The sequence below is a fragment of the Gardnerella sp. DNF00983 genome (genome assembly GCF_049244265.1).
Lineage (GTDB): Bacteria > Actinomycetota > Actinomycetes > Actinomycetales > Bifidobacteriaceae > Bifidobacterium > Bifidobacterium vaginale_J.
The window spans coordinates 571762-585990 of sequence record NZ_CP058392.1 but is presented as its reverse complement, the minus strand read 5'-3'; the positions used below and the strand labels follow the sequence as shown (position 1 = coordinate 585990).

Here is a 14229-nt window from a genome sequence, read left to right as displayed (position 1 = left end):
CCGTAATTTAAAGCAGTAAATTAAATCCGTAAAATCAGCCGGCAAAAGCTTCCTTTAATTTACTAAAGAAACCTTTACGCTCACTCGACTGATCACTTAATGAATGCTGCTGAACTTGCTTCACAGAACTATCATGCAACTTAGCAAATTTTTCAATCAAAGCACGCTCTTCATCATTCAACTTAGAAGGCGTTTGCACTAACACATGAACCACGATATTTCCGCGATCTTTAGAACGAAGCTTCGTTACACCAAGATTTGGCAAAGTAATAGTGTCTTCATTTTGGCATCCTGCAGGAACCGTTATTTTCTGAGCACCATCAAAAGTGTCGATTTCAAGACTGCGACCAAGAACAGCCCAGCTCATAGGAACTGTAATCCAGCAATGCAAATCATCCTCGTTACGAGTAAATTGCTTATCTGCACGAATATGAATATCAACGTACAAATCGCCTGCAGGACCGCCGCACTCACCAACGCTTCCTTGAGAAGCTAAGCGCAAACGACTACCGTCACGAATTCCAGCCGGCACGTTCACACCAACTTCACGAATTGAACGCACGCGACCATGACCGTGGCAATTTTGGCAAATATTCTTAATAATCGTGCCATGACCTTCGCAATGTTCACAAGGCATCGAAGACATCATTTGACCGAGCATAGTGCGCACAACTTTTTGGCAGAAGCCAGAGCCGTGACACACAGAGCACTGTTCTGGAGCGGAATTGTCGGCAGAACCGGAACCAGAGCAATCCTTGCAAACGCCAAAAGTAGTTAAACGTACACTAACATTTCCGCCAAAAATAGCGGTTTTCAAATCAATACGAGCCTCAGCTAATGCATCGTCACCAGGCTGCACGCGCGAAATTGGTCCTTGCGAATTGCCGAAAGAACCACCAAAGAATTGGCTGAAAATGTCGCCCATGCCCATGTCTGCAAAACCAGCGCCTGAAGCTCCGGCACTTCCTGCAGAAGGATCGTTAGGATCAACACCCATGTCTACCATTCGACGCTTTTCAGGATTAGAAAGCACGTCGTAGGCAGCATTCACTTCCTTAAACTTTTCCTCAAACTCAGCGCCTGCAATATCAGGATGATATTTGCGGCTCATCTTGCGATAGGCTTTGCGAATTTCGTCGTCGCTAGCATTGTGATCAACGCCTAGAACTTTGTAGTAATCAGTCAATTAATTCCCCTTTTACCTTTTTCTAAAATTATTTTTGCATAAGGCACAGCCAGACATAAGCCGAATAACCAGCTATAAACCAGCCACGTTTTTATGAATTTTCGGATATAAACGAATTAAGGTAGCGCGCAACAGCCTTAACAGCAGTCATAGTTGCAGCATAATCCATATGCGTAGGACCAATTGATCCAATAAACGCAGAGTCAGAATCAGCATTGTAGCCGTAAGCGCTTGTTACAACAGAAGCGTTAAGCAAACCAGGAGTATGCGTTTCCGATCCGATTGCAACACTAACACCGCTTGCACAATCGCTTGCTTCCTCACTTAAAGAAGTCATCAGTCGCATAATAACAGCCTGCTCTTCGAGTGCGTCAAAAAGTGAAGCAAAATCAACAATACTTTGTCTATGCGCAAGTTGAGAAGCTCCAGCCATATATAAGTCGTGAGTATGCTCACCGTCATGCATATCTTCTAAAGCGTTAGCAAGTTGACTAATAATTTGCAAAGCTGACGCTAATTCCTTGCGATTTGCGAGCGCATAAACGCGTTGTGAAGCAGATGAAAGGGATAGGCCAATGCAGCACTCATTAACCATATTAGTTAGATGCAATAAGTCATCTGAATTTATATTAGTTGCTTGAATCATGTGCTGAGCTACGCCTCCAGCATCTGTAATCACAACAACCAAAAGCGTAGAAGACGATACTTGAACAATCTCAATTCTTTTTACTTTTGATTTAGACAATGCTGGAGATGCTACGAGCGCGACTTGACCTGTAATACTTGCGAGAAGACGTGCGGAACGTTGCAAAGTATCTTGCAAACTGACAGATCCGCTTAAAAAGTTACGTATAGCGCGACGCTGCGGTTCAGAAAGCGGAATAACAGAAGCCAAACCGTCAACAAAGTAGCGATAGCCTTTTTCAGTAGGAATACGACCTGCAGAAGTGTGCGGTTGAACAAGGTATCCCTCTTCTTCCAAAGCCGACATATCGTTACGAATAGTAGCTGAACTCACACCAAGCTGATGATGCTTTGCAAGAGCCGCAGAACCAACAGGCTCTTGAGAACGAATATAATCCTCAACAACTGCGCGCAAAATCATCATGCGTCGTGACTGCATTACCACTCCTTACAAACACTCTAAATACTATATTCCTATAGTAGTCTATTTCTTAGCACGCAACAGAACATAAAAGCAAACTTTTGACACACTTTGTAACATATTCGTCGCGCGCGAAAGATAGGATTGAAGGGCAATGAGAGGGTAAAAAGCCAGCGTAAGCTGTGCTTAAAAACCCGGATTATTGGAAGGAAAGTAGATCACATGACCGATTTCAACTGGTCTGCATTAGACGAGCGCGCCGTAAAGATGGCGAAGGTTCTCTCGGCTGATGCTGTTGAGCGAGCAGGACACGGACATCCTGGCTCCCCTGTTTCATTAGCACCGATTGCGTACACATTGTACCAGCATTTCATTAAGCACGATCCAGCTGACCCAAAGTGGGCTGGCCGCGATCGTTTTATTCTTTCTGGCGGTCACGCTTCGCTTACGCAATACGTGCAGTTGTTCTTCTCTGGATACGGCTTGACTCTTGACGATCTCAAGTATTTCCGTGGCGGTGCAGACACGCGTACTCCAGGTCACCCAGAATATGGCTTGACTCCAGGCATCGAAATTACTACTGGCCCACTCGGTCAGGGTCTTGCTTCTGCTGTTGGTTTCGCTTACGGCCAGCGCTTTGAGCGCGGTCTTCTTGATCCAGAAGCTCCAGCTGGCACTTCCCCATTCGATCACAAGGTTTGGGTTATCTGCGGCGAAGGCGACGTTGAGGAAGGCGTTTCTTCTGAAGCTGCTTCCTTGGCTGGAAACCAGAAGCTTGGCAATTTGACTGTAATCTTCGATGCAAACCACATTCAGATTGAAGGCGACACTAAGCTCACCTTCTCTGAGGATATTCTTGCTCGTTACCGTGCATACGGTTGGTACACCGATGAAGTTAGCTTCATCCAGCCAGACGGCTCCTACAAGGAAGACGTTCAGGCTTTGGCTGCAGCTATTGAAAAGGCTCAGGAAGTTACCGATAAGCCTCACTTCATTAAGGTTAATACTTTGATTGCTTGGCCAACCCCAGGCAAGACCAACAACGAAGCTTCCCACGGCTCTAAGCTTGGCGAAGAAGCTGTTAAGGGCTTGAAGGAACTTTGCGGTTTCGACCCAGAAGTTGCATTCCCAATCGACGAAGAAGCTTTGGCTCATGCTCGTAAGGTTGCTGAGCGCGGTTTGGCTGCGCACAAGGCTTGGGATGAAGCTCTTGCAAAGTGGGCTGCTGCCAATCCAGACAAGGCTGCTCTTTACGAGCGTCTTAAGGCTGGCAAGCTTCCTGAAGGTTTCGACAAGGCTATTGACGACTTGGTTGCTGGCTTCGAAGTTGGCTCTAAGGTTGCTACCCGTAAGGCTTCCGGCGCAGTTCTTAACGCAATTGCTGCCATTATGCCAGAACTTTGGGGCGGTTCCGCTGATTTGGGCGGCTCCAACAACACCAACATTAAGGGTGCTGACTCCTTCGGTCCATCCGAGGATGCAACTCGCACTTGGCCAAACGTTTCCGAGTACGGTCGTCAGCTCCACTTCGGCGTGCGTGAGTTCGCAATGGGTGCTATTACCAACGGTATTTTGCTTGGTTCTGACACTCGCCCATTCAACGGCACCTTCTTCCAGTTCTCTGACTACGAGCGCCCAGCAGTTCGCTTGGCTGCTTTGATGGAGATTCCAAACCTCTACGTTTGGACCCACGATTCCGTAGCTTTGGGCGAAGATGGTCCAACTCACCAGCCAATCGAACACTTGGCTGCTTTCCGCGCTATTCCTCAGCTTGAGGTTGTACGCCCTGCAGATGAGTACGAAACTGCTGAAGCTTACCGTTACTTCTTCGAGAAGAAGAACAGCTACCCAACCGCTATGATTTTGACCCGCCAGGGCGTTCCAACCCTCGCTGAGACCGCTGAAAAGGCTCGCGAAGGCGTAAAGCACGGCGCTTACGTTTTGGTTGATTGCGAAGGCACTCCAGACGTAATCATCATGGCAACTGGTTCCGAAGTTCAGTGGGCTGTTGCTGGTGCCAAGACTTTGGCAGCTGAAGGCATTAAGGCTCGCGTTCTTTCCATGCCATCTCTCGAATGGTTCGAAGAGCAGGACGAAGAGTACAAGGAAGAAATCTTGCCAAAGTCCGTCAAGGCTCGCGTTTCCATCGAAGCTGGCTTGGCATTGCCTTGGTACAAGTATCTTGGCGATTGCGGCAAGGCTGTTTCTATCGAACAGTACGGCTTGCAGGGTGACGGCGGTCAGAACATGATCGACTTGGGTATTACTGCTGAGCACGTAGTAGAAGCTGCTAAGGCTTCTATCGAAGAAGCTCGCGCTTAAGTAAATAAGCGAAATAAAGCTTGATGTATCAAAATAAAATTGATATGTCACAAAACTAGAAGTGCTAACGAAACACTTCGCAAGAAACAGCGACGGCGTGTTGATGCCGAGCTACCGTTGGTTCGACATCAACCGCTGTTTCTTGTAAAAACGCCAAACTACCGACGTGCCCCAATTGGTGGAGCACAGTGTTAAGGAGATAACATGACTGAAGCAACGCAGCGCACCAGCGATTCCGGCGTTTCTATTTGGTTGGACGATTTGTCCCGTACCCGCATTGAGTCCGGCTCTTTGCAGGATTTGATTGCTAATAAGAATGTTGTTGGCGTTACCACCAACCCATCCATCTTCCAGAAGGCTTTGAGCCAGGTTGGCCCATACGACGCACAGCTTAAGGAACTCGGCAAGGTCGACGTTGAAACCGCTATTCGCGAGTTGACCACCACCGATGTTCGTAACGCAACCGATATCTTCCGCGAGATCGCTGAAAAGACCGACTTCGTTGACGGCCGCGTTTCCATCGAAGTTGACCCACGCTTGGCTCACGATACTGCTAACACTGAGAAGCAGGCTGAAGAGCTTTGGGCAAAGGTTGATCGTCCAAACGTTATGATCAAGATTCCTGCAACTTTGGAAGGTCTTCCAGCTATCACCGCTACCCTTGCTAAGGGTATTTCTGTGAACGTAACCTTGATCTTCTCCCTCGAGCGCTACGAGCAGGTTATCGACGCCTTCATCGAAGGTATCGCTCAGGCTGCCGCTAACGGCCACGACTTGAAGCACATTGGTTCCGTAGCTTCCTTCTTCGTCTCCCGCGTTGATACCGCTGTTGACAAGCTCCTCGAAGCTAACGGTTCTGCTGAAGCTAAGGCTCTTGAAGGCAAGGCTGCTGTTGCTAACGCTCGCTTGGCTTACGAACTCTTCGAGAAGAAGTTCGCAGCTGACCCACGTTGGGCTGAGCTTGAGGCCAAGGGCGCTAAGAAGCAGCGTCCACTTTGGGCTTCTACCGGTACCAAGAACGCAGCTTACTCCGATTGCAAGTATGTTGACGAGTTGGTTGCTGAGCATGTTGTTAACACCATGCCAGAAAAGACTTTGAACGCTCTTGCTGATCACGGCAACGGCGCTCCTTCCGTCAAGGGTACTTACGAAGAGAGCCACGCTGTTATGAACAAGCTCGCTGAGCTTGGCATCAACATCAAGGACGTTACCGACAAGCTTGAGGCCGACGGTGTTGCCGCCTTCATCAAGTCTTGGGATTCCGTGATTGCTGACGTGCAGTCCGGCATCGATCGCGTAAACGCCTGATGCTTATATAGCGTCTTACTTTTCGCTTAAAACATAAATAAAACCGCATCCCACTTTTGGAGAATTCCTAAGTAGGATGCGGTTTTGTTTAACTTACAAAGTGTTCAAGCAGCTAATCAATTAATTAATACTCACTTAATTAATACAGCTTAATCACTTAATAGATTACAACTTAATACAGCTTAATACAGCTTAATCATTGTCGTCATCGCCATACGACGAATCGCTGCTATTGGTGCCACTATCGTCCGATGAAGAACTATCGTCTGACGAGGAATCGTCGTCTGACGAAGAATCATCGTCCGATGAAGAGTCATAATCGTCAGAAGAGGAATCGTCGTCAGACGAATAATCATCATAAGGATTCGGCAAATCTGAACCTATTTCACTTTGACTTTGCTCAGAAGTATCAACATTATAAGTATGATCATTTCCATCTTTATCGGATATCGTGAAATGATAAACGCCAGGATAAACAAGCAAAGTGCACGAATCATCATATAATGAACAATTTGTAATAGCAAAGTTTTCACCGTTAACTTTTATATTTCCAATACTAGAAACATTGTCAACCTTAATCTCATCTGCTAAAGATCCAATATCAATAACATACTTTTTAAAAACTAAAAAGTCCGTTCCACTAGGTCTAAGCAATAAATTCTTATTTACTTTTTTGCCATTAACTTCATACGTTACGTTAACTTTGTAACAAGTATCCGTATTTACATTTAATCCTCTTGACGCAAAATTTCGGGTTTCATCAACACTTTTGGACAATCCTGCAATACATTTATATTGGGACGTATAGTTAATTACAAATCCTGAAGGCTTAGATTCATTAGCGTAATTATCATACAATAAACCATAACTACCGTTAGTTTGGAAGCCACTTAATCCCAGAGATTTCTCATATTCAGAAGTGGCATTAGTATAGCGACCCGCAGAGAGCATGTCCATATACTTTTTAGCAACAGCTGTAGGAGAATAAACTAAATTATCAATAAGGATATACGCACCGCCAAGCAAAACAACAAGAGCAGCAAATATGCAAGATGCTATTTTTATTTTTTTTATTCTCGACTTTTTAAGCATCGCATCATAGTCTTGAACTTCAAAAGCTTGAGAATAATCCTGCTGAGGCACAGCGCCTGCTTGATACGCATAATCAGAACCATATTGCTGATTTTCATAACCATATTCATATTGCGGAGTATTTTGATACACCTGAGTTGGAGAATACTGTGTAGTAATAGTCTGCGTTGGAACAGCTTGCGTTGGAACAGCCTGCGTTGGAACAGCTTGCGTATATTGCGTTTGCGTGTTGTCATATTGTCGATTATTGCCATCAATTAAACCACCGCAAGAGTCACAAAAGATAGAATCATCTTTGTTACCTGCTCCACATAGGTTGCAATATTTCATAAGCTATTCCTCTACTCTCTTACCCATTTGCAATTAAAAATTTGCAATATGATTAAGTTATATATATGCACTTATACTTATTATTTTAAACCAATAAATTAGCAAAAACATAATAAATTATTAATAAAAACTAACAGTAACGCTAGAAAACAAATGCCAAGGAAACTTACTGCAAATGTTCAACAGCAGCTCTCAGTCAGGTCGTCAGCGCACACAAAACACAACTAAATTCCCAATAAATTACCACACTAACCTGCCCTGCCTTCGTCTTTACCGACGAAGGCAGACCTCGCTTGCGTTGAAAGCACACCGCGCTTTCAACCCTAAGCAAGCTCGGCGCTCCGAATTGCTTTCGCGCGCGCTGTGCTGCGCTCAAGCAGGTCGTCGCGCTCACAGAAACTCAGCCATAACAATCGGCAAACATTCAATCGCACCAACGCGCTGATAGTCTTTAGTGTAAATCAGCAGCTCGCGCGCAATACGCGAAGAAAACTTGCGCGAGAAAACATCAAGCGAAGCATGAGTTTTATAGCCAGAACTTTTCACTTCAATCGGCACAATTTTATTATTTTCCGCAATCAAAAAATCAATTTCGTAATTGCTCCTGCCACGCTTTTCCGTACTAATCGCAGCACCAACACTTGTGCCATCACCACTTGCGCAATCGCCTTCGTCAATCAGATCCTCCGCAAAAGTGTGATAATACAACTCGTGCCCATGCGCACTCAAGATTTGTGCAACCATATTCTCATAAACGTACCCAAGATTCGCTTGCAACTTACCGCTCAGCAATCGCATGTAAATATCATTGCTCGTAAACGACTTATCCTTAAAAGACAGCGTAACAAACAATCCAGTATCCGCAAGAAAAAGCTTAAATTTAGTCAAATCCTTATATTGAGCCATTCCTGCAGAAGGGTCAGAAGTATGATTCGCAATGAGAACGGTTCCGGAATCCTTTAACTGTGCGAGTTGCTCAAGAATATCATCCGCACCTTTCCCAGCAAGAACACTAGAAACATGGTATCGCGACGTATTAGACATGAGCTGTGCCGGAATAGCGTCGAAAATCGCGGAAATTTTACCAGTTGCGTCAATCTTCCTAAAATCATCCTCATACAGTGAAAGAATGTTGCGTTTCACTTGATCCACAGCACTAAAATCGTTAGTCTCAATATAACTTTCTACAGCTTGCGGCATCCCACCAACCAGCATATAAAGACGAAAATCTCTCAGAATCTTCCTGTATGCAGCCTGACCGATTGGCTTTTTAGAATCATATAGTTTACGCAGAAGCGGAATCGTAACTTCATCACCAAGCGCTCGAGTGAACTCCTCATAATCCATCGGATACATTTTCAGCTTGTGTTCTTCGCTCGGAATAAGAATATCCTTAACATTTTTGTGAATCGAAATTAGCGAACCGGTTTCTATATAGTCATATCTTCCGTCGCTTACTAAAGCTTTTATGGCTTGACGTGCTTTAGGGCAAAGCTGTACTTCGTCAAAGACAATGCAAGATTTGCGCTCTTTTAAGCTTGTTTTGTACGCTAGTTGCAGCTGCAAGAAAATATAGTTTACGTCCGAAAGATCGTCGAAGAGTTCCTTTACTTCTTTCGATGCGGTGTAAAAGTCAACAATAATGTAGCTTTCGTATTCATTTTGGACGAATTTTTTTACGATTGTCGATTTGCCCACGCGACGCGGACCTTCGATAAGCAGAGCTGTTTTACCGTTGGACTCGCGCTTCCAGGCGAGCATTTCGGAGTAGATTTTGCGTGGGAATTTTAGGGTTGATTTATCACCTTCGTAAACCATTGTAATTCCGCCTTTCTTCCCAAAATCGACAATTTTATTTTAGCAGATTACCCCAAAATCGACAATTTTATTTCGCAAATTTACCCCAAAATCAGCATTTTACTACTCTAATATTCAATAAGCGCAGGTACATATACGCTGTACCTTCAAAAGTTACTAACGCAGAAAACATGCTGCACTAATAACGATAATAAGCACAACACCGTTACTAACTCAGTCAATCAACTGAGAAAATAACAGCAATAAGCGAATATGAACATCTATTGCGTTGAAAGCACACCGTGCTTTCAACCCTAAGCAAGCTCAGCGATCCGAATTGTTTTCGCGCGCTATGCTGCGCTCAAGCAGGTCGTCGCGCTAACGCAGAAACAGTACTGCACCAATGTCCCAAAACAAGCAACCAGAGACCCTAACGCAGAACGCCATCTGCGCCAATGTCGAAAAACGACAACACCGCGCGTTCTAAAAGCACTCGATATCAACCAACGCGCATAATCCTCGGCACACCAGCCTCAACAAGCTTCCGCTCAAGATTCTTAACGCCAACAACATACGCAAAATTAAAACGCACTACAACTTAGCAATGCTTAATTAATTCTTTCGAGAGTTACCATATTGAATCATATCGTTAACACTATCTCTACTAATCAAGAGTATAACGCGACAATATTTAGATGAGTCGATGTTGGAATTAATGTTTGCAAACATACCTGGATTATATATTCCACCGCACTTATCGGAAGAGTTATATCTCATGAATACTCCGTAGTCTCCATGAAAATAATAACCTACGTGTGGTTTCTTCTTATCATAATAAGTTTTAAATACTTTTAATTCATCTTTTAAAGCAGAATCATTCGGAGCAATAGAATCAGCTAAACAGTTTGCTTTATTATAAAAATCATCAAAAGACGAGAAATTATTCTTTATATAAATATCTTCCTTATTATATAACGGTTCCTTAGAAAGCTCGGTTATACCACAATTATTAGCAACTAAACTAATATTATTAACTACATTGTTTTTAACACTATTACCGTCTGAGCCACAACTGCACAAACACATTACAGCAGCAGCCATTGCAACAGATGCAAACACTTTCTTAAACATACTCAAAAACTCCTTCGCATAAATAAAACCAACTACTTACTACCATTACGTTTAATGATCACTTCAAAAAATACTTGTTAAAATTATCAAAACTTAAAACACGAAATTCAACTGCGTCTTCCTCAACGCGTAACATCATTACATACGAACGTCCAACATAATTAATAAACGAGAGGTTATTTTCTTTAAGATAGTCCTTAAGATTATCAGGATTACACTTGCTAAGTTTTCTCTCAATTTTAGAAGCTAATTCTAAAGCCTTAGGATCATCATGATTTAATCCTCGAAGAATACATGGAATATCTTTAGTCAATAAATGAAAAGCCTTACTACTCATTTCTTTAGAATAATCATGTGTATCACCGTCATCAGGGTCAATATATTCCATATCTAACGCGTAGCCATCAGAGAAAGCTCCATTGTCAATGACATTACTTTCGGGGATATTGCATGCAATAACTGTCTCTCTAAGAGTTACATTTTTAGAATGGTTAGTTACATTGCTAACAGAACCCGCAACAGTACCACTATTTTGAACAGACTCACCACATGCGCTCAAACCACACATACAACCAAGAGCCACAACCAAACAACCCGAAACAAGCCTATACTTACGCTTCACCTTCACACTCCTTATCACTACTTCGCGCTAGTTTGCACAACTTCGCGCTACTTAACGCTACCTTGCAATATTTAAAAAATTCCGCAATATTCATTTCTTTTGATCCAACTGATCAAGATTGAACTTGTTTAAATCTTCTTTCGTCATAATGAAAATAGAATTAGAACAACTTTCCTTATATGGATTTTTACCACAATTTAATAAAGGCAATGACCAGTTGTATAACCTAGAATCTTTAAAATCATCATTGTATTGTGCAATTGCAACAACATCCGAGTTTAAATATCTAAAAGAATTTTCAGTATCATATGAACCAAGAAAACTGATATTATCTTGATTTGAGGTAGAAATATTAGATTTTAGCAAGCACAATTTAGTTTTATTAAAATCCTTAAACGTTTTAAAACCCTTAATAATAGCCATATTGTATTTAGAATATACAGGATCCTTCATGACTTTTAATCCACACTCTGCAGCTAACGACTTAATAGGATCTCCCGACGGACTCGAAGAATTTATTTTATAATTATTCTCACCGCAACCAGATAAACCTGTTAAGGCTATTGATAAAGATGCTACAAAATATATAAATTTTTTTGCTCTACTCATAACTACTAATAACTCCATTATTTATACATATAAAAATCTAATAATCAATGTCTGATGCCGATATTATGAAATACGAACTAACTCAATAATATTCTTTTGACATTAAACAGATAATTAGCCAATAAAATACTTATTTAACTTTATCTATGTCTATTTCACTGTATGTAGAATATATATAATATGCGCTACTAAGATATGGTGGCATATACTTGGTATAGCCATCAGTATCAGCAGAGAAAAAAGAACTGATATCTGAAAATGCTATCTTATCACTGAATTTCTCTGCAATCGGATCTCCAGGATTGGCATTTTTTATAGCACAAGCATAATCTCTCTTAAAGGTTTCTCTTTCGCTAGAACTATCCTGATCTTCACCTATAGTAAGTGAGTCAGGTGCAGAATTTGAACTATGAGAGCCCAAAGACTCGAGACGCCAAAACTTGAAATTGCATTTTTTAGCTATATCTTTAAGAGATACATTTTTTGACGAATTCTTACTACTGGAGTCATTAGAAACGGAAGAACTGCTCGTAGAATCCAAAGCATTAGTAGATTCAAAACCACCATTAGAAGGCATATAGCTAGCAGAAGGCTCACCGCACGCACTCAAACCACACATGCAACCAAGAGCCACAACCAAACAACCCGAAACAAGCCTATATTTACGTTTCACCTTCACACTCCTTATCACCACTTCGCGTTAGTTTGCGCAACTTCGCGCTACTTGACGCTACCTTGCAGCATTAGCTATATTTCGCGATATTTCTCAGCATTTCTCAGCATTTCGCAATATTTAAAAACATAGCAAAAGCAAAATTTTCTCTCAACACTTACAAATATACTCCAACCACCAAAAAACGCTGCTAGCCACGCAACACCGTTACGCACGCAGAACGCTATCTGCGCCAGTGTCCCAAAACAAGCAAAATGAGACACTAACGCAGAAACAGTACTGCGCCAGTGTCCGAAAGTAGGCAAAATGAGACACGCACGCAGAAAACAAACTGCGCCAGTAACGAAAAAACGGTAAAGCGTGCGCGTTCTAAAAGCGCTCGATATTATCCAACGCGCATAATCCGCGGCACACCAGCCTCAACAAGCTTCCGCTCAAGATTCTTAACGCCAACAACATCCGCAAAATTAAAGCGCACAATCTTACTCACGCCGCACTCCCTAAAAAGCACAGACTCACGCTCCGCCTGCCTATCAATATTGCGATTAATAGCGGCCTGATTGTAGGAATTACGCAACATTTGAGTATCAGACGAAGAATTAAAGTTGATATTCGCATGCGTAGAATTAGTCGAATCAACAAAATACTTGTCATACCCATCAAGCTCACCAACAATCAGGCCACCGCCCGAAACCCGCCACAAAAAATCACACCTATACTTAACCCTAGAATTTGGCGCAACAAACTCATGCTGCAACTCAGGCACCATAAACCCAAGATCAATCATCGTGCCGCGCGCAAAAGACTCGCCGCCATTCTCGCTTAAACCATTCTTAAAAAAGCAAAGGCGACGCAGCCTAAGAAGCGAATATTCCTCACTCCCAGATTTTCCGAACCCGCCGCCCACGAATGCATTCGCAAACGACTCCGCAGAATTAGCAGTAACTACACTCTTCTCACGAGTACGCAAATCTTCATACTCTTCATTGAATGAATCGTACTCATCATAAACGTCGTCCACGTATTGCAACTCATTAGCACAACCATTTCTACGTCCACCATCAAAAGTCCCGTATCTTCTACCGCAAATCTCAAGAACCTTGTTAAAGTTCACGTTATCACGCGCAGCAGAATCAAAAATCGGCAGCGCTGTCCTAAAATTCACGGTATTCGCAACATCAAAAAGCATCGTGCTCTTGTCAACAATATGACTTCTAATCTCATAACTTACCCTGTCACTTGAATGCGGAAGCGTAACGAGACGTCTACCATGATTTCGACTCGGCTGCACAATGCGCACGTCATCACTTGTACCATCCTGCTCTTTGCATGTTCGCATAATCCTATGCAAATACGGATTATCGTTAGCAGACTTGTGCACAGAACTACGAATATAAATCTTCGTTGAACTTACAGAAGAACTGAAGTTGCGCTGAATATTATCACTGCCATCTTCTACATAATCATAATTTTCCACAATATCATAGCCAAGTAGCGCAGCAGCAGTAGTACCAGTGAACTTCCATTCTGGATAAATCTCCATTAAAGAAATAGCTATGTGACGCATTTTTTCATACGGATATAGCTTCTTCCAGTACTCAGTTCGCGCGTAAAGATTGCGAAAAGTGCGCACAAAAGTGCCTTTTTTCACGCACCTATACGCATACTGCTTTTGCGCACTAGTAATTGGTCGTATGCAGTGATGATTACTTTCTGCATTTTCAATCATGCGTATTATTTCGTTACTGGTATTGCTCATACAATTTATTATTCAAAGATACAATATTTGCGCAATAAATTTTGAGCATTGTGGATAAAAGGTATTACAGGAAGATAGTGAGCGTTACTAACTCAGTCAACGAACTGAGAAAATAACAGTAATAGGCACAACACTGTTAAAAACTCAGTCAACCAACTGAGAAAATAACAGTAATAAGCACAACACCGTTAAAAACTCAGTCAAGTATCTGAGAAAATAACGGTAATAAGCAAAACACCGTTACTAACTCAGTCAACCAACTGAGAAAATAACAGTAATAGGCACAACACCGTTA

Annotated in this window: 11 protein-coding genes; 2 read left to right on the top strand and 9 right to left on the bottom strand. The window is 42.5% G+C overall.

Features of this window, described 5'->3' with window-relative positions:
- Positions 1–34: 34 nt before the first annotated feature.
- Complete coding sequence (dnaJ, locus tag HXT34_RS02090) at positions 35–1186, bottom strand: molecular chaperone DnaJ (protein ID WP_119526476.1); 1152 nt, start codon at positions 1184–1186, stop codon at positions 35–37.
- 91 nt (positions 1187–1277) lie between these two features.
- Positions 1278–2294, bottom strand: a complete 1017-nt coding sequence (hrcA, locus tag HXT34_RS02085) for a heat-inducible transcriptional repressor HrcA (protein WP_391496472.1) — start codon at positions 2292–2294, stop codon at positions 1278–1280.
- A gap of 219 nt (positions 2295–2513) precedes the next feature.
- Here hrcA and tkt point away from each other — a divergent pair, with 219 nt between their 5' ends.
- Both tkt and tal read left to right on the top strand, forming a co-directional pair.
- Complete coding sequence (gene tkt / locus HXT34_RS02080; RefSeq protein ID WP_415689839.1) at positions 2514–4613, top strand: transketolase; 2100 nt, start codon at positions 2514–2516, stop codon at positions 4611–4613.
- A 204-nt stretch (positions 4614–4817) separates the two neighbouring features.
- Positions 4818–5921, top strand: a complete 1104-nt coding sequence (gene tal, locus HXT34_RS02075) for a transaldolase (RefSeq protein ID WP_032842482.1) — start codon at positions 4818–4820, stop codon at positions 5919–5921.
- Positions 5922–6113: 192 nt separating this feature from the next.
- On the opposite strand, the gene HXT34_RS02070 is transcribed toward tal, so the two are convergent.
- The 7 genes from HXT34_RS02070 to HXT34_RS02040 form a co-directional block, all read right to left on the bottom strand.
- Positions 6114–7343, bottom strand: a complete 1230-nt coding sequence (locus HXT34_RS02070; RefSeq protein WP_421785269.1) for a hypothetical protein — start codon at positions 7341–7343, stop codon at positions 6114–6116.
- 390 nt (positions 7344–7733) lie between these two features.
- Positions 7734–9161 carry an ATP-binding protein gene (locus tag HXT34_RS02065; protein ID WP_421785267.1) on the bottom strand — a complete coding sequence of 476 codons (1428 nt, stop codon included), beginning with the start codon at positions 9159–9161 and terminating at the stop codon, positions 7734–7736.
- A gap of 591 nt (positions 9162–9752) precedes the next feature.
- Positions 9753–10271, bottom strand: coding sequence for a hypothetical protein (locus HXT34_RS02060; RefSeq protein ID WP_415687139.1), 519 nt, complete (start codon positions 10269–10271; stop codon positions 9753–9755).
- A 58-nt stretch (positions 10272–10329) separates the two neighbouring features.
- A complete protein-coding gene (locus tag HXT34_RS02055; protein WP_421785265.1) occupies positions 10330–10911 on the bottom strand; it encodes a hypothetical protein in 582 nt (193 codons plus the stop codon).
- 72 nt (positions 10912–10983) lie between these two features.
- Positions 10984–11502 carry a hypothetical protein gene (locus tag HXT34_RS02050; protein ID WP_421785263.1) on the bottom strand — a complete coding sequence of 173 codons (519 nt, stop codon included), beginning with the start codon at positions 11500–11502 and terminating at the stop codon, positions 10984–10986.
- A gap of 130 nt (positions 11503–11632) precedes the next feature.
- A complete protein-coding gene (locus HXT34_RS02045) occupies positions 11633–12181 on the bottom strand; it encodes a hypothetical protein (RefSeq protein WP_421785261.1) in 549 nt (182 codons plus the stop codon).
- Positions 12182–12560: 379 nt separating this feature from the next.
- Positions 12561–13934, bottom strand: coding sequence for an AMP-dependent synthetase (locus tag HXT34_RS02040; protein ID WP_415687132.1), 1374 nt, complete (start codon positions 13932–13934; stop codon positions 12561–12563).
- Positions 13935–14229 lie beyond the last annotated feature (295 nt).